Raw genomic sequence first — 21,639 nt, forward strand, 5'->3', positions numbered from 1 at the left:
AGGCAGGAATACCCCCTCAGAAACTGCTTTTTTCTGAAAAGGTTAAAAACGATGAAATTTGAAAAGAATCGAGCGGAATTAAATGTGAACCCTAATCCCAGCAAGACATTGGATGGAGCAATGAGCAAGTAAACTGCAAATACAACAGATAACTGCACCATAGCAAATACGTTATTTCGAATAATCGTTTAAGTATAGCAGTGGGTGAAGTTTCTACTTTAAGGAAGAGAAAAAATACGCCAAGAAATGGAAGGGCTGAAAAATATTACAGAAATATTTCTGTTTTTGCTAAAGATTGTGGTGCCCTGAAACGGCCACCACAATCTTTACGCGTACCTCGGCAGGCAAAGCCGAGGGAATGGCCTGTCTTAGTCGACAAACACCCGCGCGTTGCGGAACAAGCGCATCCAGCCGGAATCCTCTTTCCACTCATCTGGATGCCAGCTATTGCTGACAGCTCGAGCAACACGCTCAGGATGCGGCATCATAATAGTCACGCGGCCATCCTCAGAACTCAGGGAGGTAATACCGTTTACCGAGCCGTTGGGGTTGGCCGGATAAGTTTGGGTAATTTCCCCTTTGTTATTCAGGTAGCGCATCGCGATAGTGCCGGAAGCTTCACACTTCTCCAGCGCCTGCTGGTCAGCAAACTCCACTCGCCCCTCACCATGAGCAACGGCAACCGGCATGTAAGTACCCGCCATACCTTTAAACAACACGGAAGGTGAGTCCTCAATGCCCACCAGTGCGAAGCGCGCTTCATACTGCTCAGAGAGGTTGCGCACAAAGCGCGGCCAGTGATCAGCACCTGGAATCAGCTCTTTGATCACTGAGAACATCTGGCAACCGTTACACACCCCCAAGCCGAAGGTATCGTTGCGATTGAAGAAGCCCTCAAACTGATCGCGGGCACGATCGTTAAACAGGATGGTTTTAGCCCACCCCTCACCAGCACCTAGTACGTCTCCGTAAGAGAAGCCACCACAGCCCACCAAACCTTTGAACTCATCCAACGCTACACGGCCAGACAGGATGTCACTCATATGTACGTCGACAGCGTTAAAGCCAGCGCGGTGGAAAGAGTGCGCCATTTCCACTTGGCTGTTCACACCCTGCTCTCGCAGTACAGCAACTTTCGGGCGAACACCTTTAGCGATATAGGGTGCGCTGATATCGTCGTTGATATCGAACGTGAGGTTTACTGTCAGGCCCGGGTCTTCTTTGGCGATTGCAGCAAATTCCTGCTCGGCGCACTCGGCGTTATCGCGCAGGGATTGGATACGGAAGCTGGTCTCTGACCAGATCTGCTGCAATTCAGCGCGAGAGCGCTTGAAGATTTCAACACCGTTATTGGTGATGCACAGGTGTTCGTTATTGTTCAGGTAACCGATCTTGTGGGTGGGTACACCCACAGCGGCAAAGCGCTGTACCAGCATATCCGCTTCACAGGCGGGAACCTGCAATACCGCACCCAACTCTTCACTGAACAGCGCCGCAATCGGGTCTTCACCCAATTCGTAGATTTCCACATCCATACCCACGCGGCCGGCAAAGCCCATTTCCGCCAAGGTTGTAAACAGACCGCCGTCAGCGCGGTCGTGGTAGGCCATGATCAGGTCTTCATTCAGAGCCTGCTGTACCACCTCGAAGAAACCTTTCAGCTTCTTGGCATCGTCCAGGTCTGCGGGCTTGTCACCCAGCTCGTTGTAGACCTGCGCCAGACAGGAGCCGCCCAAGCGATTTTTGCCGGCACCCAGATCGATAAACAGTAACTCACTCTCACCTTTATCGGTGCGCAGCTGCGGTGTCACTGTCTTGCGGACATCAGTTACCGGAGTAAAGGCAGAAATTACCAGAGACAGCGGTGCAGTAACCGATTTCTGCTCGCCCTCTTCCTCCCAGGCAGTGCGCATAGACATGGAGTCTTTGCCCACCGGGATGGTAATGCCCAATTCAGGACACAACTCCATACCCACCGCTTCTACGGTTCGATAAAGTTTTTCCTCTTCACCCGGATGGCCCGCTGCACACATCCAGTTGGCGGAGAGTTTGATATCGGACAGTTGCTTCACTGGGGTACAGGCGATATTGGTAATTGCCTCACCCACTGCCAGGCGGCCCGAGGCCGGTGCATCCAGCAATGCCACCGGGGTGCGCTCACCCATAGACATGGCTTCGCCGGCGTAGCTGTCATAGGCAACGGTAGTTACCGCGCAATCGGCCACCGGCACCTGCCAGGGACCGACCATCTGATCGCGGGAAACCTGACCGGTTACAGTGCGGTCACCGATAGTGATCAGGAAGCTCTTGCTAGCCACTGTGGGCAGGCGCAGCACCCGCTCAGCCGCTTCATTCAGGTCGATATCTGCTGTGGAAAATGCCTTATTTTCCACCTGGCGAGTTTCTGCTTCACGGTGCATGCGCGGCGGCTTGCCAAACAACACCGACATCGGCAGGTCCACAGGCTTGGATTCAAACTTCTTGTCATTTAACAGCAGGTGCTTGTCTTCGGTAGCTTCACCGACAACGGCGTAAGGCGCGCGCTCGCGCTCACAGATTTTCTCGAAGCGCTCCAGGTCTTCCGGCATAACCGCCAGTACATAGCGCTCCTGGGATTCGTTACACCAGATTTCCAGCGGGCTCATACCCGGCTCATCACAGGGCACATTGCGCAGTTCAAAATTACCGCCGGTACCGCCATCTTTCACTAGCTCGGGGAAAGCATTGGACAAACCGCCCGCACCCACATCGTGGATAAAGGCAATGGGATTGCTCTCACCCAGCTGCCAACACTGGTCGATCACCTCTTGGCAGCGACGCTCGATTTCCGGATTTTGGCGCTGTACTGAAGCGAAATCCAGATCTTCAGAACTGGAGCCGCTGGCCATACTGGAGGCTGCACCGCCACCGAGGCCAATCAACATGGCCGGGCCACCCAGCACTACCAGTTTGGCGCCAGGGGAAAACTCGGGCTTGTCTACATGCTCTTCGCGGATATTGCCGTAACCACCAGCCAACATGATCGGCTTGTGATAGCCGCGACGCTCGCCATCGAAATTTTCTTCAAAGGTACGGAAGTAACCGCAGATATTCGGGCGGCCAAACTCATTATTAAATGCTGCACCACCGATCGGGCCTTCGATCATAATATCCAGAGCGGTAACAATACGCTCAGGCTTGCCATAGTTGGCTTCCCAAGGCTGCTCCCAGCCGGGAATGCGCAAATTGGAAACCGTAAAACCGGTCAGGCCCACTTTCGGTTTGGAGCCACGGCCAACTGCACCTTCGTCACGAATTTCACCACCGGCCCCGGTACCAGCACCGGAGAAAGGAGCAATCGCGGTAGGATGATTGTGGGTTTCCACTTTCATCAGCAGATGAATGGCTTCAGTGCTGAAACCGTATTCCTTGCTGTCAGGATCCGGGTAGAAACGCCCCGCTTCGCTACCAGTAACGACGGCTGCATTATCCGCATAGGCGGACAACACATTGTCCCCCCCCTTCTGGTAGGTATTCTTGATCATGCCGAACAGGGAGTGCGGCATTTCTTCGCCGTCGATGGTCCAGGAGGCATTGAAGATCTTGTGGCGGCAGTGCTCGGAGTTTGCCTGGGCAAACATCATCAGCTCTACATCTGTGGGATTGCGCTCCAGCTCTTGGAAACTGGTGAGCAGGTAATCAATCTCATCTTCGGCCAAGGCCAAGCCCAAGGTGACATTGGCATCTTCCAGAGCTTCGCGACCGCCCTCGAGAATATCCACACCGCGCAACGGGCGCGGCGCTTCTTCCACAAATAATTGCTCAGCTTGAGCAAAATCGGTGAATACCGCTTCAACCATACGATCGTGTAAGCGGGAGGCCAGCACAAGGCGTTCAGCTTCAGTTAACTCGACACCGGTAACGTAGTAGGCGATGCCACGCTCCAGGCGATGAACTTTGTTCAGGCCAGTGTTATGCGCAATATCAGTAGCCTTGGAAGACCAGGGAGAAATTGTGCCCGGACGCGGCACTACCAGGATCAACTCGCCTTTCGGCTCGTGCTTTTCCTCGGTTGGGCCGTATTGGAGCAGTCGCTCCAGCAGGGCCATCTCCTGGTTATCCAGTGAGTCGCTGTCTGCAAAGTGAACGAACTCAGCGTAGAGATCGTCGATGGTCGGTTGCAGCGCGCGCAGTTGATTGAGCAGGTTTTTATGGCGGAATTTCGACAGTGCAGGAGCACCACGCAGAACTAACATTGCGGGAGATAGCCTCTTGTCTAAATGAGAAAGATTGCGCGAATGGGATTTCGCACAAGGCCCCGGAAATTTGAGAGGCGCAATTGTACCTGAAGCATCGCTACTCCAACACACCCGCCCGACACTTGGATACACATGAACTAATTAGTGATCTGAATGTTCAAAAGACCAGCAGAATTACCTGCAAATAAATCAGTTTTGCGCCAAAGTTAGGGCTACCTACCTAAGTCTGTAATGCTTTGCAAGCGTGCAGATCACAGTGTTCAAAAGACAAACTGGGCAGATTGTCGTCAAATAATGTAAAATTGGCGGACTGCGTCAAATTTTGCCCTCGTATTTGAGAGCGAAATCGACATACAGGGCCTTAGGCACAACAGCAAATAAACCAACGGACTAGCTAGAGGGGACAGCCTATGATGATGAAAAGCCGTATGCTGCGCTACGTCCGCCGTGTGTGCAAAGGGATCGCCCTGTCCTGCTGTGCCTCCCTGCTGGTTGCCAGTAAAGCACCGAATACTCTCGAGCGTGTCAAAGCCTCCGGTGAATTGGTTGTACTTTCACAAAATGGCCCCACCACTTATTACGAAGACGCCTCCGGCAACCCGACCGGCTTTGAATACGGCATGCTGCGTGCATTTGCTGAAGAGCTGGGGGTGAAATTGGTAATTCGCGACGTGCACGATCTGGACGAAATGTTCAATCAGCTGCGCGACCCGGAGGGTGGTGCGCACTTCGCGGCTGCCGGCCTCACGGTAACTCCAGAGCGTCGCGAACAAGTCCGCTTTACCCCATCCTATTTTGAGATTCGCCAACAGGTTATCTACCGAGTTGGCGAACAGCGGCCGCGCAAAACTAGCGATCTCGAAGGAAAAAAGGTCGCCGTCATTGCCGGTAGTGCTCACGCAGAAGAAATGAAGAAACTCTCCGCCCGCTATACCGAGCTGGACTGGGAGGAAGTCTCTGACGTGGACGCCATGGAATTAGTGGAGATGGTACAGGAAGGAAAATACAATTATGCAATTGTAGATTCCAACGCCTACGCAGTTCACCGTGGCCTCTACCCCAATACTGCGATTGCCTTTAACCTCACCCAATTTCAACCGGTTTCCTGGGCCTTCCCGCAAAGTGATGACGACAGCCTCTATCGCAGTGCACGCCGCTTTATGTTGCGCGCCAATACCAATGGCATGATTGCCCAGTTGCGGGAAGAATTTTTCGGCCACGTCAGCGACCTAAATGTGGGCGGCGCCAAGGCCTTCGCCAAGCGCAGCCGTGAGCGCCTGCCCCAGTGGCGCGGCACCATGCAAAAGGTTGCCGGCCAATATGATCTCGATTGGCACTTACTCGCGGCCCTCAGCTACCAGGAATCCTATTGGAATCCGCGCGCCCGCTCTCGCACCGGTGTACGAGGCCTGATGATGCTGACCCTGAACACTGCAAAAGATCTCGGTGTAAACCGCCTAAACCCCGAAGAGAGCATTGAGGGTGGTGCCCGCTATATCGTACAAATCCGCAACAAACTGCCGAATCGCATTCGCGAGCCCGACAGAACCTGGATGGCTCTGGCTGCCTACAACGTAGGCTATGGCCACCTTGAAGATGCCCGAGTACTGACAGAGCGAATGGGCGGCAATCCGGATCTGTGGCCCGATGTGCGCGAACACCTGCCCCTTCTGGCCAAGCGCCAGTATTACAAAACTACCAAGCACGGCTATGCCCGGGGCTGGGAGCCGGTAACCTATGTACAGAATATCCGCCACTACCAAGCCCTGCTGAGCTGGAGTAGCCGCATTGAGGAACAGCGCCTGGCTGCAGCCAATGATGATAACGGTGGAATACTTGCCGAGAACAGCCCAGTTAAATCCGAAGCCAGCGCCGCCCCTGCTCTCTGATCCCCTTCTAGGCCAGCTTAGCCTGGCCGAAGAAAGCCCCAAATATCTCCACCTTAATCTATATTCATCTGGTCCCGGTTAGAGTGCCTGAGCGATGGATAATCCAAATACAGTAAGAGAGATTGAGCAGTTTATGGACTACCTCGTGCAGGCCGGGGTGTACTGCAAAGAAGACGAACTGGAAAGTGTCTACCACCGGGAAATGCAGGTCTTCCTACTAGACCCTTCGGATCGGGTCACAGTGGCAGACAAAACAGCCTTCATCAATATGTTTAAGGCCAAGCGTGACGCGGGTGAACTGCCTCTCAACGGCTGGAAAAAAATTCACCACATAGTGGCAAATGAAAACAGTGCTTTAGTGATCTTCTCGCGAAAAAACAATTTGGCTGGCCAGGAGCAACTGTTAAAACTGGCGATCGATTTGGTGTATGAAGATGGGCGCTGGCAGGTCACGCGGGAAGTTATATTCCTAGAGCCAGCACTTCCTGGTTCAAGCTAGAAATACCCCTTACTCTCGATTGCTTTTAATCTGCTTCCCGAAAATCTGCCAGACTCCTCGAAAGAGTTCTAGGTAAAAACTGCAAATCCTCAGGGTCATCAATATCTACAAGCACATCCAATTGCTGACACTGCATATCACATTCCTGTAATCGCGCCAGGGTTTGCTGGGCAACGACTTCAGTACTCCAACATATATCTTCAAACAAGCGAGAATGCAGCTGCCTCAAGCCCAATAGGGTGTAGCCACCATCATTTGCGGGATACATAACGGAGTCTGTATGCACTAGTGCCATAGCTGCAGCTCGGAGTCTTTCTGCATTTAATGCAGGGCAATCTGTCCCCAACAAAAAGAGCCCCTGACCATCGGCATAAGAACTTTTCGCAGCCCGCCACAAGCGCTGACCGAGATCACCTTCTGACTGGCTGTAAAGCGTTACCCCCTGAGGCAACTTGAACTCCTGCCAGAAAGGGTGCCGGGAGTTAGGCGCAACATGCAGCTCGACAGGGCCCAGATCCGCCTTCACCGCTTCTGCCAATGTACCCTGCAATAACTGTAGTGCGAGAGCAGCTGCGCCCTTCTCTCCCAAAGTAGGAATTAGCCGAGTTTTTGCATACCCTGGCAATGGAGCCTTGGCCATCACTACAAGACGCATGGGCGGCAATAGAAAACTACTCATAGCGCTTTGCCAAACTCTCTGCTGATACGCCCCGCCAGTAATCAAAACGCAATCGCCACATCAATAAAATGGTTCTCAATACGCCGTACTTTTCCCAGCGACGCCCTGAGGTTTCTACTTTTTCCCGAGAACAATAGGGCCAGTAATAACTGCGCAAACGGCGACTCAGCTCAATATCTTCCATCAACGGCTGCGCAGGAAATCCACCGATGGCTTCGAACAAACCACGGTGTACAAAAATGGCCTGATCCCCTGTAGCAATACCACTAAAACGAGATCGAAAATTAACCAGGGAGGCAATTAATGGAAACCAAAAACTGCTCCCGACAATTTGAATATCAAAACGCCCCCAGTGGGTATTCTTCTTTTCGAGGTTTGAGATAGATTTAAGGGCCCCTGCAGGCAGGCGGCTATCAGCATGTAAAAACAATAGCCACCGACCTTTAGCCATTAATGCACCGGTATTCATCTGTACTGCTCTTCCCCGAGCCGCGTGGACCAACTGCAAACCAGACTGCTCTAGTACCTCTAAACTACCATCGGTACTGCCGCCATCTACGACAATAACTTCACAACCTTCCTGCACTTTCAAATGCTGCAAGTGCTCCAGTAAAGAGGTTATTTGCTCCTTTTCATTTAATAGAGGGACTATCACACTGAATTGCATTAGTTGCGCCTCCAGCGGTTAAAAACCTCTAAGAAACGTAAAATAGCTGTTGGTGCGTGAGCACGTTTCCAATTGCCCGCAACAAATTTATTGGCTTCACTCATAGTGGGATAGATATGAATCGTTGAGAGAATCTTATTCAATCCCAGCCCATATTTCATCGCCAAAATAAACTCCGCAATTAATTCCGCTGCATTCTCACCGACAATGGAAACACCGAGTATTTTATCTTTCCCCGGCACCGTAAGTACTTTCACAAAACCCCGGCGCGCACCATCGACAATCGCTCGATCTAAATGTTCGAGATCGTAGCGGGTTATCTCGTAATTAACATTCTGTTTACGAGCGGCCTCCTCAGAAAGGCCAACACTGGCCACCTCAGGATCGACAAATACAGCACTGGGAACTAATGAATAATCTACGGCAAACTTTTTGAGATCACCAAAAAGTGCATTCACCGCTGCATACCAGGCTTGGTGGGAGGCCATATGGGTAAACTGATAAGGTCCGGCAACATCCCCTGCAGCAAGAATATGGGGATAGGTTGTACGCAGGTATCCATCCAATTGAAGCCTGCCACTTTCCTGCAAGCCCAAGTTTTCAAGCCCAAGACCTGCCAATTTCGCTTTTCTACCCAGCGCCAGAATTACTTCATCAAACTCCAACCTAACCTTATTGCCCTTATTCTGAACAATTAGGGTTCCACCGTTTCGTTCAGGACTACCCTCAAATTCAACGGCTTCATGATCTGTTAATATTTCTACACCATCGCGGGTGAGCGCCTCAGTTACGGCTGCGGATACTTCCGTATCAAGCTCCGGTAATATAGTATCGGATCTCTCCACCAAGACGACTTGCGAACCGAGCCGGACCAATGCTTGTGCCAGCTCACAACCTATTGCCCCGCCACCTAACAACACCAGTCGGCGGGGCGGAGCTTGTAGCTGGGTAAAGCGATCCCACAAGGTATCGCTTGTGAGGTAATTCACTTGATCGAGTCCGGGAAACGGCGGGGCACTCGGCTCAGCGCCGGTAGCCAATACAATAGCTCTCGCCGTCAGTATTTGCTCTCCCCCACCGTTTAGACAGGTCTTCACCGTCCAGGGGTCTACCAACTCTGCGGTTCCCTGTAGTACTTCAACCCCAAGCTCGGTATAGCGCTCAACACTATCGTTGGGCTCGATTGCTTGAATTGATTCTCTGACATGCTGCATAACCCGGGGAAAATCAATTACGGGCTCTTGAAGAATAACGCCAAACTCACTTGCACATCGCGCCCTATGGGCCTGCCGCGCGCACATAATCAATGCTTTGCTGGGTACACAGCCGGTATTGAGACAATCACCACCCATTTTACCCGCTTCGATCAGAGTAACTTTTGCTTTAACCGCCGCAGAGATATAAGCCGTGACCAAGCCCGCCGCACCACCACCAATAACAATTAAGTTACGATCAAACTTCTTAGGTTTCTGCATAAATCGATCACCCGGCCTGACGCCTGCGCTTAAGCCAGTTGAGCGCATATTTTGCAATTAAGGGAAACACACCCAATAGAACAAAAGACAATAACAGTGGCAAAGATAAAATATCCTTGAGATTTTCCACTCTCATCAACTGGGTGCCGGCATTTACGTAAACTATCGTACCCGCCAGCATTCCGAGCTGGCTAACCCAGTAGAAAGTCCAGGCTTTAATATGGGTGAGCCCCATCAGGATATTAATTAAGAAAAAAGGGAAAGCCGGCACCAATCGCAGCGCAAAAAGGTAAAATGCCCCCTCCCGCTCAACTCCCTTATTGACGACTTGAAGCCGCTCTGAGAAACGCCCCTGAATATAGTCCCGGAATAAATATCGAGCCATTAAAAAGGCCAGGGTGGCACCGATACTGGAAGCAAACGAAACGATTACAGTACCCCAGAAAAGACCGAACAATGCGCCGGCTGCAATAGTTAGAATTGCTGCCCCGGGAAGTGATAAGCCAGTCACCAAAATATAGAAGACCAGAAACAAAAACCCGACTAAAAGCGGCGACGACATCTGCCAGCGCTTAAAGTCCTCCGCTCCATCCTTTAACTTTTCCAGGCTCAACCAGTGGTGCAGATCAAGCACGTAGAAAGCCACCACCAATACGACAATAGCGGCTACCAGCAGGATTTTTTTACTCATCGTTTTCAGGTTCCATCTGCCTTAACAGAAAGCTAGAGAGCCCCACCACAACTACTTCCCTGCCCAGCTGTACAACCGTAACAGTGATCTGCAACGCAAATTGCCGCCCCCTTTAGATCTATCTCGATTAAATCTCGCAAATGTAATCGGCCGGGAATAGGCATGTTGAGTTGTTGGTTAAAATCGCAATCAAATAGGTTTCCCTGCCAATCGACACTAACCAAGCTACGACACATAACATCAGCGAGATTATCCGCACTGTAACTGTCTTTAAGTAGCGCCATATAATCGTGAAACTGCCCCTTGGAAACCAACATGGAACCAAAACGCTTGATTGGCATATTGGCGAGAGCGAACAAATGATTAAATTTAATGGAGAAGTGGTTCGCCAACTCTCTTCGGTAGTCCGCCTCCAAAGCACTTTGCTCCGGGGGTAAAAAGGGTCCCTGGGGGTTATAGACCAAGTTGAGCTCTAGGCCACTGCCGGGCTTGCCGTAGCCCAATGTATTTAATTTTTGTAGCGCGGCAATACTCTTATCGAATACCCCTTTACCTCGTTGCTTATCAACATTATCGATTGAGTAACACGGCAGGGAGGCAACGACCTCAACCTGGTTTTCAGCGAGGAATTCTGCGGTATCTTCCTGGCCCGGCTCAAAAAGAACTGTCAGGTTGCAGCGATCTATTACATGTACTCCTCGCTCACGCGCCCCTCTTACAAGGGATCGAAAGCCCCAGTGCAATTCCGGGGCCCCACCAGTCACATCCAGCACACGGGGTTTACGGACCGTGAGAACCTCCAATAACAGCGCCAAATTTTCGTCCGACATCATCTCGGTTCGATTAGGCCCAGCATTGACGTGGCAGTGTAAACAGCGCTGATTACAACGGTAGCCAATATTAACCTGCAAGGTCTCAATGGCCCCCCGGTGCAGAGAGGGGAAGTCCGATAGCTCCAGCAGGGGTAAGGTCTCACGCATCGATATCACTGCTCCATTTCTTCAAGCTCTGATTCTGTCGGAGCAAGCAGTGGTTTTATTACAGCTTGTGTCTCCTCAGGCATAGCTTCGAGCGGAGTCACCAGACCGCTCAACAGTGCTGTATGAGCGGAGGACTCCGGTTGCTCAGCGCCTAAAATACGTATAGCTTCCATCGCAATCTGCTGCGCGCGCGCGGCATTTTGCTGAAGATTAGCAATCGCTATCTCTGCGGTTACCGCCTCCTCACGAGGGTGCCAACAATCGTAGTCAGTAGCCATGGCCAGCGTGGCATAGGCAATTTGTGCCTCCCGGGCCAACTTGGCCTCAGGCATATTGGTCATACCGATGACCGACGCCCCCATACTGCGATACCAGTGGGACTCGGCACGGGTGGAAAACTGGGGGCCCTCGATACAGATATAACTGCCGCCCCGGTGTAACTCAATTGGCTGCTCTGCCTGGGTCAGCGTGAAAGCACGCGCCAAACTATCAGCGACAGCAGGGCATACAGGATCGGCCATGGACACATGGGCAACCGCACCATCTCCAAAAAAGGTACTTTGCCGCCGGCGAGTCATATCAATGAACTGATCGGGGATTAACATATCCAGCGGCCGTACCTCTTCCTGTAGGGAGCCCACAGCTGAGAGAGATAGGATGTAGCGCACGCCCAGCTGGCGCAGGGCATGGATATTTGCCTGATAAGGTACTTGGGAAGGGACCAGGTGATGATTGCGACCATGACGGGCCAGGAAAGCTACTGGCACACCTGCGAGCTTACCGCCGACAATGGCATCCGAAGTCCTGCCAAAGGGAGTGTCGATATGGACCTCCTCCACCTCAGTCAACCCCGGCATATCGTACAGACCACTACCTCCAATCACCCCAATCAATGCCCTGGTCATATCCGCTCCTAAACAGTTGGTTTTCGGCAGTATAGGAGTGGGGGCAAGTCGTGTATATCACCAGCGACGATAAAGGAAACTTAGAAAAGCCGTGGCATCTCTATTACCTATACCCTGGCCGCTAAAATTTTACAGGTAAGCTAGAGTTATTCTTCAGAATTTAGATCAATAGAACGTCACGATTTACAGCTTACGATAATGAATTTCTATCCACCACATTAAGAGCTGACAGTTAATAATCATCGACACAGAAAAGGCAATATTCTCCTAGCAAAACCCAGAAAATCCTTTTCTTAATTGATAGATATGAAATTGAATTTTAAAGAGGCCACTACAGCTCAGCCCGACACCATGTAGCAACATAAAAAAGGGAGCAAAAAACTCCCTTATTTTTATTCCAAAAAAAATAATCGCATCGCACCCTAGTTCTTTCGGCTACATCAAAGGCCCGGCAAAAGATCTCGGCAGAGTCTGACGCTTGCCATCATAGAGATAAGAAAGCATATCCAAATCCCCAGCACTGGGATTCCAGGTAGAACTATTCACCTGATTGGCCGATATTTTACAGCCTCCCTCACGAGTGTTTTTTACAATCCCCAGTGCCCTTGCCTGGTCGTCATACATCATGATTGAATTTCCATCAAAAGCAGAATTGTGTGTTAAAAACCGGGTGAGAGTTTGCACCCGAGTTTGCTTTTGCAAGGAGTCCAGTGTGTTCTTCACTGACAGAGGTGCATCGGCACGCATGTGTTCGTGGGCCAAACCCAGTGTATGACCGATTTCATGGGGAAGGGAGGCAATCGCAGCTCTATTGGATTTCCAATCTACACCACAATATTGATCGGTTTTATTGGTAAACCCTACTGTCGCACTACTGCGGTCGTCCTTAATGGTAACCACTCCACGGCCTGCCGCTCCAACCTCCAGGAACTTAATCGCTGCAAATCTGAACTTTCGATAAATGCAAATTTCCCAATGAGATATAGCCTTTTTTACCGAATTAACATAACCGGAATCTAAATTGGAAGGCACGTAATATTTCACCACACCATTCGGCCAAACCCCACCTACCTCTTCATTTCTATCCAAAGAAAATCCACCAAAGTCTATCTTATAGGATATTTTTCGAATATTTTTATCTATAGCTAGCCCCATGCTGACGCACCTCCTGAAAAGTTATTTTCGCTGCCATAACGAGAACCAACACTGCCGCACCAAATTCGGCAAGTCAAAATTCACCCCACAGAAAGAGAAAACAAAAAGAGGGAAGAGATCACAAAAAACCTTTTCCTAACACCAAAACCAAAATCGATTTCTGTAATAAAAAATATTCAAATATTTTCAGCAAACAACCAAAAGAACCAGGAACTACAAGAAAAACCTTACAAAACGCAGACTTACGTGGCTTATAGATAGAAGTAAAAAAATGAAGAGAGAATGAAAATCAACTTTCAGCGAAAAAAAGAAAACTTAACAACAGATAAAACTGTAAACACCATGAAAATGTAAAGATAGGTAAAACTATTTACTGGGGGAGCCCAGCGCAACCCTGCCTAATCTGACCCGACTTTATACAGCCATAAAAAAAGCCACCCAATGGGTGGCTTTTTTGAAAACTAAAAGTTGGCAATTACTTACCAGCCAGTAATTTCCTTCAGAGCGTCGCCGATCTGAGCCAGGGAGCGCACGGTTTTAACACCAGCGTCTTCCAGAGCAGCGAACTTCTCGTCAGCGGTGCCTTTACCACCGGAGATAATCGCGCCCGCGTGACCCATACGCTTGCCGGGAGGAGCAGTTACACCAGCGATGTAGGAAACTACAGGCTTGGTAACATTTTCCTTGATGTAAGCAGCTGCTTCTTCTTCAGCAGTGCCACCGATCTCACCGATCATAACGATTGCTTCGGTCTGCGGATCGTTCTGGAACATTTCCAGGATATCGATGAAGTTGGAACCCGGGATGGGGTCACCACCGATGCCCACACAGGTGGACTGGCCAAAGCCGTAGTCGGTGGTTTGCTTAACCGCTTCATAGGTCAGGGTACCGGAACGGGAAACGATGCCCACTTTACCTGGCTTGTGGATGTGACCTGGCATAATACCAATCTTGCACTCACCCGGAGTGATAACACCCGGGCAGTTCGGGCCGATCAGGCGCACGCCCAGCTCATCGCACTTCACTTTAGCGTCGAGCATATCCAGAGTCGGGATACCTTCGGTGATACAAACAATCAGCTTGATACCAGCGTTGGCCGCTTCCAGGATGGAATCCTTACAGAAAGGCGCAGGTACGTAGATTACGGAAGCTTCAGCGCCGGTCTTCTCTACCGCTTCTTTAACGGTGTCGAATACTGGCAGGCCCAGGTGAGTCTGGCCGCCTTTACCCGGAGTTACACCACCAACCATCTTGGTGCCGTAAGCAATCGCTTGCTCGGAGTGGAAAGTACCCTGGGAGCCGGTGAAGCCCTGGCAGATTACTTTAGTGTCTTTGTTAATCAATACTGACATGATTATTTACCCTCCGCAGCTTTAACCACTTGCTGAGCCGCATCGGTCAGACTGGTAGCCGCGATAATGTTCAGGCCACTGTCGCTCAGAACCTTGGCGCCCAGATCTGCGTTGTTACCTTCCAGGCGTACAACAACCGGTACTTTAACGCCAACTTCTTTTACTGCGCCCACAACGCCTTCGGCGATCATGTCACAGCGAACGATACCACCGAAGATGTTGATCAGTACGGCTTTTACGTTCTCGTCAGACAGGATGATCTTGAACGCTTCAACAACGCGCTCTTTGGTCGCGCCGCCGCCAACGTCCAGGAAGTTAGCTGGCTTGCCGCCGTGCAGGTTTACGATGTCCATGGTACCCATGGCCAGACCAGCACCATTTACCATGCAGCCGATGTTGCCATCGAGAGCTACGTAGTTCAGGTCGAACTTGGCAGCGTGCGCTTCACGGGAATCTTCCTGGGAAGGATCGTGCATTTCGCGCAGGTCAGCGTGGCGGTACAGCGCGTTGCTGTCGATTACCACTTTGGCGTCCAGGCAGTGCAGGTTGCCTTCGGTGGTGATTACCAGCGGGTTGATTTCCAGCAGGGCCAGATCTTTTTCCTGGAACATTTTTGCCAGGCCGAGGAAGATCTTGGTGAACTGCTTAACCTGAGTCGGGTTCAGGCCCAGTTTGAAAGCCAGCTCGCGCGCCTGGTAAGGCTGAGCGCCTACCAGTGGATCGATGGTGGCTTTCAGGATTTTTTCTGGAGTCTCTTCCGCTACTTTCTCGATCTCAACGCCGCCTTCGGTGGAAGCCATGAAAACAATACGACGGGTGGAGCGGTCAACAACGGCGCCAAGGTACAGTTCTTGATCGATGTCAGTGCAGCTTTCAACCAGGATACGGGAAACCGGCTGGCCATTTTCGTCTGTTTGATAAGTTACCAGACGCTCGCCCAGCCACTTCTTGGCAAACTCTTCAATCTCTGCCTTGGAATCTACCAGCTTTACACCGCCAGCCTTACCGCGGCCACCAGCGTGTACCTGGGCCTTTACTACCCACTTATCACCGCCAATTTCGTCAGCCGCTGCTGCTGCCGCTGCCGGGGTTTCCGCTGCAATGCCTTTGGAAACCGGCAATCCGTATTCCGCAAACAGTTGTTTGCCCTGATACTCATGCAAGTTCATAGTCAATACCAATTCACATATAAAATGTGTTTACTAATTGCAGATCACTCTGCACCTGAAAGAGAAATTTAAAATTTCCGTCGTTGCAAATTTCAAATTCCACAAATGAAACCGGGGCGCTAATTAATCAATAATTAGTGCCCCGAAATCGAAAAATATTCTTACTTGCGCTTCTTGCGATTTACGGTGTGAATCGCATGGCCGTTCACGCCCAGCGCCGCTTCTTTCACAGTTTCGGAAAGAGTCGGGTGCGCAAATACCGTCATACCGATGTCTTCAGCGCTGGAGCCGAATTCCATCGCGATCGCCACTTGCTGAACCAGGTCTGCGGCAGACGGGCCAACAATATGGGCACCCAGTACCCGGTCAGTTTCCGCGTGAGCAATGATTTTCACAAAGCCCTGGGTATCGTTGGCGGCCATAGCGCGGCCGTTGATAGCAAACGGGAAGCTGCCTACGTTGTAGGGCTCGCCATCGGCCTTCACCTGCTCTTCGGTACGACCAACCGCAGCGATTTCCGGGTGAGTGTAAATAACGTTGGGGATCACGTCGTAGTTCATCATCGGCTTCTGGCCAGCGATGCGCTCGGCAACCACAACACCTTCTTCTGAGGCCTTGTGTGCCAGCATTGGGCCGCGCACCACGTCACCAATCGCCCATACGCCCGGTGCAGAAGTCATGCACAGGTCGTTGACATAGATGAATCCACGCTCGTCCATCTTCACACCGGCATCTTCAGACAGAAGGCCTTCGGTGTAAGGACGACGACCAACGCAAACGATCAGCTTGTCGAAAGTTTCCTGGTGCTCTTTACCATCTTTGTCCTGGTAAGTAACAACCACTTCTTCGCCTTTCACTTCGGAGCCGGTTACGCGGCAAGCGAGGCGAATATCCAGGCCCTGCTTCTTGAAGATTTTCTGGGACTCTTTGGCAACCTGTTGGTCCATGATCGCCAGGAATTTATCCATCGCTTCCAGAACAATCACTTCGGAGCCCAGGCGGTTCCATACAGAACCCAGCTCCAGACCGATAACACCGGCACCGATAACACCCAAACGCTTTGGAGCTTCAGAGAATTCCAGAGCACCGGTGGAATCGACAATAATTTTGTTGTCTACCGGAGCGGGCGGAATATTTACCGGTACAGAACCGGAAGCCAGAATGACGTTTTCGGCTTCGTAGACGGTGCTGTTGCCTTCGTCGTCGGTCACTTCCACTTTCTTGTTCGCCAGCAGTTTGCCGGTGCCGAAAATGGAGGTCACTTTATTGGCGGTGAACAGACCTGCTACACCACCGGTCAGTTTCTTAACGATCTCGCCTTTACGCTCGATCATCTTGCTCACATCCATCTTGACCTTGCCGACTTCAATGCCGTGCACGTCGAGAGCATCTTTGGCTTCGTGGTATTTCCAGGAGCTGTCCAGCAGTGCCTTGGAAGGAATACAGCCAACGTTCAGGCAGGTACCGCCATTTACGTATTTACCTTCCTTGTTTTTCCACTTTTCGATACAAGCCGTTTTCAAGCCCAACTGAGCGGCACGGATGGCAGCGACATAACCACCAGGACCGGAGCCAATTACGATTACGTCAAATTTTTCGGACATGATCAGTTCCAGATATTTCTAATGCAGTGTGATCGAGGGGGCCCGCAGGCCCCAAGACTTATTGTTTAAACTTCGAGCAAGATACGCGCTGGATCTTCGATCATTTCCTTGATCGCTACCAGGAAGCCAACCGCTTCCTTACCGTCGATCAGACGGTGGTCATAGGACAGCGCCAGGTACATCATCGGCAGGATTTCCACCTTGCCATTTACCGCCATCGGGCGCTCCTGGATTTTGTGCATACCCAGAATTGCAGTTTGCGGTGGGTTCAGAATCGGAGTGGACAGCAGGGAACCGAATACACCACCGTTGGTGATGGTGAAGGTACCGCCAGTCATCTCTTCGATAGACAGTTTGCCATCGCGGGCGCGAACACCCAGATCGCGGATATTGTTTTCCATATCCGCCAGGCCCATGTTCTCCGCGTTGCGCAGAATCGGCACAACCAGGCCTTTCGGAGAGGAAACCGCTACACCGATATCCTGGTAACCGTGGTAAACGATATCGTTGCCGTCGATAGACGCATTCACTGCGGTGTAACGCTTCAGCGCTTCTACTGCAGCTTTTACGAAGAAGCCCATAAAGCCCAGGCGAGTGCCGTTGTGGGTCTTCTCAAACAGGTCTTTGTAGTTCTTGCGCAGGTCCATAATCGGCTTCATGTTCACCTCGTTAAAGGTGGTGAGCATGGCGGTGGACTGGGAAGCGTCCAGCAGGCGCTCAGCGATACGCTTGCGCATACGGGTCATAGGAACACGCTTCTCTACGCGCTCACCCGGAGCAACCGCAACTTCAGCAACTGCAGCGGCAGGTACAGCAGCGGCAGCCGGCGCAGTGCCCGCTTTCATTACGTCTTCCTTGAGAACGCGACCACCCTTGCCAGTGCCTTCAACACCCGCCAGGTCTACGCCCTTCTCAGCAGCCATTTTCTTGGCAGATGGCATGGCAATTTTGTCGCCAGCCACAGGAGCTGCGGCTTCGGCAGCCGGAGCTTCTGCTTTTTCTTCCGCCGGGGCAGCAGCTGCGCCAGCGCCCGCTTCAAACTTGGCAATCACCTCATTGGAGAGAACGGTATCGCCCTCACCCTTGATGATTTCAGTCAGGGCACCATCGGCAGGTGCAACAACTTCCAGCACAACTTTATCGGTTTCGATATCCACGATCAGTTCATCGCGGGACACAGCTTCACCGGGTTGTTTATGCCAGGTGGCGACAGTTCCGTCCTGAACTGATTCAGGGAAAGTTGGCGCTTTAATCTCGATCGTCATTTTTTCTGTTTCCTGAGATTGACTCTTCACTTATTACTGCCGCCGGTTATTTGACGGTCAGCGCCTCGTTGATGAACTTATTCTGTTCTTCAAGGTGCGTGGACATATAGCCCGCCGCAGGTGCTGCGGATGGGGCGCGGCCCACATATTCCAGATCCAGCTTCGGATGGGTTTCCGACAACAGGCGACGCAAGTGGTGCTGGCTGGAGTACCAGGCGCCCTGGTTCATGGGCTCTTCCTGACACCAGGCAACACTCTTGATCTTCTTGAATGCGGAAACCGCTTCCACAAACTCTTCGTCCGGGAATGGGTACAGCTGCTCGATTCGTACGAACGCCACATCTTCCTGTTCGCGCTCCATACGGGCTTCCAGCAGGTGGTAGTAAACCTTGCCGGAACACAGAACCACGCGCTTCACTTTGTCAGGATCTACACCCTGGTCCTGGATCACGTTGTGGAAGCGACCTTCTGCCAGCTCTTCCAGGCTGGAGGTGGCCAACTTGTGACGTAGAATCCACTTTGGACTCATAATCACCAGAGGACGGCGCATTGGGCGCACCGCCTGGCGACGCAGCAGGTGGAAGATCTGTGCCGGGGTAGTGGCATTACACACCTGGATATTGTGCTCCGCACACAGCTGCATAAAGCGCTCAAGGCGCGCAGAGGAGTGCTCTGGGCCCTGGCCTTCGTAGCCGTGCGGCAACAGCATTACCAGGCCGCACATACGGCCCCACTTGTGCTCACCGGAAGTGATGAACTGGTCGATCACAACCTGGGCACCGTTGGCGAAGTCACCAAACTGGGCTTCCCACACCACCAGGGACTTTGGTGTCGTGGTGGCGTAGCCGTATTCAAACGCCAACACCGCCTCTTCGGACAGCAGCGAGTCGTAGATATAGAAAGGCGGCTGGTCTTCAAACATGTGCTGCAAAGGCACGTAGCTCTGACCGTCTTTCTGGCTGTGAACCACCGCGTGGCGGTGGGAGAAGGTACCGCGACCCACGTCTTCACCGGTAAAGCGGACCATAAAGCCCTCTTCCAGCAGAGTACCGTAAGCCAGGGTTTCCGCCATGCCCCAGTTCAGAGGCAGGGCGCCACCGGCCATTTTGCGGCGGTCTTCATAAATTTTGGAGACCTGGCGCTGCATTACCACGCCATCGGGCACGTTGGTCATGCGAGTGGCGACATCCTGCAGCTTCGGCAGCGCGTAGCCGGTATCTGCAGGCACCTGCCAGTCGTGGCCCAGGTAGGGGCTCCAGTCCACAAACATGGAGGAGTCCGGCTTCTTCACAAGACCGGTAGCAACGTCTTCACCGGCATCCAGCTTGTCGCGGTAATCGTTGGCTAGCTTGTCTGCGGCAACCTTGTCCAGGATGCCCTCGCCCACCAGCTTCTCGGAATAGAGCGTGCGGGTAGTCTTGTGCTTGCGGATAGTCTGGTACATCAGCGGCTGGGTACCAGAGGGGTCATCGGTCTCGTTGTGGCCGCGACGACGGTAGCAGACCAGGTCGATAACGATATCTTTCTTAAATTCGTAGCGGTAGTCCACCGCCAACAGCGCGGCCAATACGACCATTTCCGGGTCGTCGCCATTTACGTGCAGCACCGGCGCATCGATCATCTTAGCGGGATCGGTGGAGTACTCGGTGGAGCGGGCATCTTCGCGCTTGCTGGTGGTAAAGCCCACTTGGTTGTTCAGTACGATGTGCACAGTACCGCCGGTGTAGTAACCGCGGGTCTGGGACATCTGCAGGGTTTCCTGCACCACACCCTGGCCGGCAAAAGCTGCGTCGCCATGGATGTTGATCGGCATTACTTTCTCACCGGTCGCATCTTTGCGGCGATCCTGGCGGGCGCGTACGGAACCCACTACCACGGGCGCACTGATTTCCAGGTGCGACGGGTTAAAGGCCAGGGCCAGATGCACTTCACCACCGGGAGTCATCACGTTAGAGGAGAAGCCCTGGTGGTACTTCACGTCACCGGAAGTATCGAGGGTCTTCTTGCCTTCAAACTCCTGGAACAGATCTGCCGGGTTTTTACCGAGGATATTAACCAGGGTATTCAGGCGGCCGCGGTGGGCCATACCGATCACCACTTCCTTCACCCCGTAGGTGCCGGAGCGACGGATCAGAGCGTCCATCATCGGGATCAGGCTCTCACCACCCTCTACACCAAAGCGCTTGGTGCCGGGGTACTTGGAGTCCAGGTGGCGCTCCAGGCCTTCAGCGGCGGAAAGGCGCTGCAGGATTTCAATCTGGATATCGGTGCCGAAGTTGGCTTTGGACTGGCTGCGCTCAAGGCGCTGCTGAAACCACTGCTGCTCTTCCAGGTTGGAGAGATGCATGATCTCCGCACCCAGATTGCCACAGTAGGTATTCTCCAAACCCTCGACGATTTCACGCAGGGTCGCCTCTTCTTTACCGAGGAACAGGCTACCGGTATTAAAGGTGGTATCAAAATCACCTTCTGTCAGACCGTGGTAGCTCAGTTGCAGGTCGGGCACTTGTTCGCGAGCCATCAAACCCAGGGGGTCGAGGGTCGCTTTTTTGTGGCCGCGATGGCGGTAGGAATCGATCAGTTGCAGAACTTTAATCTGCTTGCGCTCGTGCTCAATATTGGCAGAGCCGGCCGCACCGGGAGCGGCCACCGGACGCGCGCGGTGTTTGCTGAGCAGCTCAAAGTGCTGGCGAACAGCGGCGTGGGAAACATCGCTGCTGCCCTCAACGCGGGGGAGGCTATCGAAATAATTGCGCCACTCCTCGGGGACACCGTTGGGGTCGTGCAGATAGGTCTCGTAAAGCTCCTCCACGTAGGCAGCATTGCCCCCGGAGATATGGGAGCTACGCCACAGCTGCTCCATGGTACTTTCGTGCATGTTGATGCCTACCTCAATTGCAGTGTGCTTATCTTCTCTTGAGCCACTGCGCTTTCCTTTCACTCACAAAAGGGGAGGCGCACAAAGCCACCTCCCCTTTTCAGTTTTTTACCGGTTAGAACCGGCTTTTTGTCGTTTGCTTGGCACCCTACCTGGCACCGGGTTCGCAGAGCGCGAACCCCAGCGGGCCGAT

The 21,639-nt window shown here is 52.3% G+C and carries 15 protein-coding genes; 2 read left to right on the plus strand and 13 right to left on the minus strand.

Annotated elements, in window-relative coordinates; translation table 11 throughout:
- Window positions 1–368: 368 nt before the first annotated feature.
- The gene (gene purL / locus ACJJIW_RS00425) at window positions 369–4,235 is read right to left on the minus strand and encodes a phosphoribosylformylglycinamidine synthase (protein ID WP_444936443.1); all 3,867 of its coding nucleotides are present in this window, start codon (window positions 4,233–4,235) and stop codon (window positions 369–371) included.
- A gap of 413 nt (window positions 4,236–4,648) precedes the next feature.
- Here purL and mltF point away from each other — a divergent pair, with 413 nt between their 5' ends.
- Together mltF and ACJJIW_RS00435 are read left to right on the plus strand one after the other, a co-directional pair.
- Window positions 4,649–6,127, plus strand: a complete 1,479-nt coding sequence (gene mltF / locus ACJJIW_RS00430; protein ID WP_444936444.1) for a membrane-bound lytic murein transglycosylase MltF — start codon at window positions 4,649–4,651, stop codon at window positions 6,125–6,127.
- 94 nt (window positions 6,128–6,221) lie between these two features.
- Window positions 6,222–6,626, plus strand: coding sequence for a hypothetical protein (locus ACJJIW_RS00435; protein WP_444936445.1), 405 nt, complete (start codon window positions 6,222–6,224; stop codon window positions 6,624–6,626).
- Between the two features lie 25 nt (window positions 6,627–6,651).
- On the opposite strand, the gene ACJJIW_RS00440 is transcribed toward ACJJIW_RS00435, so the two are convergent.
- The 12 genes from ACJJIW_RS00440 to ACJJIW_RS00495 all read right to left on the minus strand — a co-directional run bounded on the left by ACJJIW_RS00440 (window position 6,652) and on the right by ACJJIW_RS00495 (window position 21,446).
- Window positions 6,652–7,305, minus strand: coding sequence for a TIGR04282 family arsenosugar biosynthesis glycosyltransferase (locus tag ACJJIW_RS00440; protein WP_282933811.1), 654 nt, complete (start codon window positions 7,303–7,305; stop codon window positions 6,652–6,654).
- Window positions 7,298–7,972 carry a TIGR04283 family arsenosugar biosynthesis glycosyltransferase gene (locus ACJJIW_RS00445; RefSeq protein WP_444936446.1) on the minus strand — a complete coding sequence of 225 codons (675 nt, stop codon included), beginning with the start codon at window positions 7,970–7,972 and terminating at the stop codon, window positions 7,298–7,300. The genes ACJJIW_RS00440 and ACJJIW_RS00445 overlap by 8 nt, the downstream gene beginning before the upstream one ends.
- Window positions 7,972–9,447 carry a dihydrolipoyl dehydrogenase family protein gene (locus tag ACJJIW_RS00450; RefSeq protein WP_444936447.1) on the minus strand — a complete coding sequence of 492 codons (1,476 nt, stop codon included), beginning with the start codon at window positions 9,445–9,447 and terminating at the stop codon, window positions 7,972–7,974. Before ACJJIW_RS00450 ends, ACJJIW_RS00445 begins: the two co-directional genes overlap by 1 nt.
- 7 nt (window positions 9,448–9,454) lie before the next feature.
- Window positions 9,455–10,138, minus strand: a complete 684-nt coding sequence (locus tag ACJJIW_RS00455; protein ID WP_444936448.1) for a TVP38/TMEM64 family protein — start codon at window positions 10,136–10,138, stop codon at window positions 9,455–9,457.
- Window positions 10,139–10,170: 32 nt separating this feature from the next.
- Window positions 10,171–11,118: an arsenosugar biosynthesis radical SAM (seleno)protein ArsS gene (gene arsS, locus ACJJIW_RS00460; RefSeq protein WP_444936449.1), complete on the minus strand. Its 948-nt coding sequence runs from the start codon at window positions 11,116–11,118 to the stop codon at window positions 10,171–10,173.
- Between the two features lie 5 nt (window positions 11,119–11,123).
- Complete coding sequence (mtnP, locus tag ACJJIW_RS00465; protein WP_444936450.1) at window positions 11,124–12,023, minus strand: S-methyl-5'-thioadenosine phosphorylase; 900 nt, start codon at window positions 12,021–12,023, stop codon at window positions 11,124–11,126.
- A gap of 435 nt (window positions 12,024–12,458) precedes the next feature.
- Entirely contained in the window at window positions 12,459–13,178 is a 720-nt protein-coding gene (locus tag ACJJIW_RS00470; protein WP_444936451.1) for a M12 family metallopeptidase, read from the minus strand.
- A gap of 479 nt (window positions 13,179–13,657) precedes the next feature.
- Window positions 13,658–14,530, minus strand: coding sequence for a succinate--CoA ligase subunit alpha (gene sucD, locus ACJJIW_RS00475; RefSeq protein WP_108734154.1), 873 nt, complete (start codon window positions 14,528–14,530; stop codon window positions 13,658–13,660).
- 2 nt (window positions 14,531–14,532) lie between these two features.
- Window positions 14,533–15,699 (minus strand): ADP-forming succinate--CoA ligase subunit beta, encoded by a 1,167-nt coding sequence (gene sucC, locus ACJJIW_RS00480; protein ID WP_282933818.1) that lies wholly within the window; start codon window positions 15,697–15,699, stop codon window positions 14,533–14,535.
- Between the two features lie 161 nt (window positions 15,700–15,860).
- Window positions 15,861–17,303, minus strand: a complete 1,443-nt coding sequence (gene lpdA, locus ACJJIW_RS00485; protein WP_444936452.1) for a dihydrolipoyl dehydrogenase — start codon at window positions 17,301–17,303, stop codon at window positions 15,861–15,863.
- A 65-nt stretch (window positions 17,304–17,368) separates the two neighbouring features.
- A complete protein-coding gene (gene odhB, locus ACJJIW_RS00490) occupies window positions 17,369–18,568 on the minus strand; it encodes a 2-oxoglutarate dehydrogenase complex dihydrolipoyllysine-residue succinyltransferase (RefSeq protein WP_444936453.1) in 1,200 nt (399 codons plus the stop codon).
- A gap of 46 nt (window positions 18,569–18,614) precedes the next feature.
- Window positions 18,615–21,446, minus strand: coding sequence for a 2-oxoglutarate dehydrogenase E1 component (locus ACJJIW_RS00495; RefSeq protein WP_282933821.1), 2,832 nt, complete (start codon window positions 21,444–21,446; stop codon window positions 18,615–18,617).
- Between the last annotated feature and the right edge of the window lie 193 nt (window positions 21,447–21,639).

The organism is Microbulbifer maximicatervae (SeqCode) (genome assembly GCF_052467815.1).

Bases quoted from the DNA above. Each gene is read 5' to 3' on its own strand.
- purL (WP_444936443.1), bottom strand. From the start codon at position 4,235: ATGTTAGTTCTGCGTGGTGCTCCTGCACTGTCGAAATTCCGCCATAAA.
- mltF (WP_444936444.1), top strand. From the start codon at position 4,649: ATGATGATGAAAAGCCGTATGCTGCGCTACGTCCGCCGTGTGTGCAAA.
- ACJJIW_RS00435 (WP_444936445.1), top strand. From the start codon at position 6,222: ATGGATAATCCAAATACAGTAAGAGAGATTGAGCAGTTTATGGACTAC.
- ACJJIW_RS00440 (WP_282933811.1), bottom strand. From the start codon at position 7,305: ATGAGTAGTTTTCTATTGCCGCCCATGCGTCTTGTAGTGATGGCCAAG.
- ACJJIW_RS00445 (WP_444936446.1), bottom strand. From the start codon at position 7,972: ATGCAATTCAGTGTGATAGTCCCTCTATTAAATGAAAAGGAGCAAATA.
- ACJJIW_RS00450 (WP_444936447.1), bottom strand. From the start codon at position 9,447: ATGCAGAAACCTAAGAAGTTTGATCGTAACTTAATTGTTATTGGTGGT.
- ACJJIW_RS00455 (WP_444936448.1), bottom strand. From the start codon at position 10,138: ATGAGTAAAAAAATCCTGCTGGTAGCCGCTATTGTCGTATTGGTGGTG.
- arsS (WP_444936449.1), bottom strand. From the start codon at position 11,118: ATGCGTGAGACCTTACCCCTGCTGGAGCTATCGGACTTCCCCTCTCTG.
- mtnP (WP_444936450.1), bottom strand. From the start codon at position 12,023: ATGACCAGGGCATTGATTGGGGTGATTGGAGGTAGTGGTCTGTACGAT.
- ACJJIW_RS00470 (WP_444936451.1), bottom strand. From the start codon at position 13,178: ATGGGGCTAGCTATAGATAAAAATATTCGAAAAATATCCTATAAGATA.
- sucD (WP_108734154.1), bottom strand. From the start codon at position 14,530: ATGTCAGTATTGATTAACAAAGACACTAAAGTAATCTGCCAGGGCTTC.
- sucC (WP_282933818.1), bottom strand. From the start codon at position 15,699: ATGAACTTGCATGAGTATCAGGGCAAACAACTGTTTGCGGAATACGGA.
- lpdA (WP_444936452.1), bottom strand. From the start codon at position 17,303: ATGTCCGAAAAATTTGACGTAATCGTAATTGGCTCCGGTCCTGGTGGT.
- odhB (WP_444936453.1), bottom strand. From the start codon at position 18,568: ATGACGATCGAGATTAAAGCGCCAACTTTCCCTGAATCAGTTCAGGAC.
- ACJJIW_RS00495 (WP_282933821.1), bottom strand. From the start codon at position 21,446: ATGCACGAAAGTACCATGGAGCAGCTGTGGCGTAGCTCCCATATCTCC.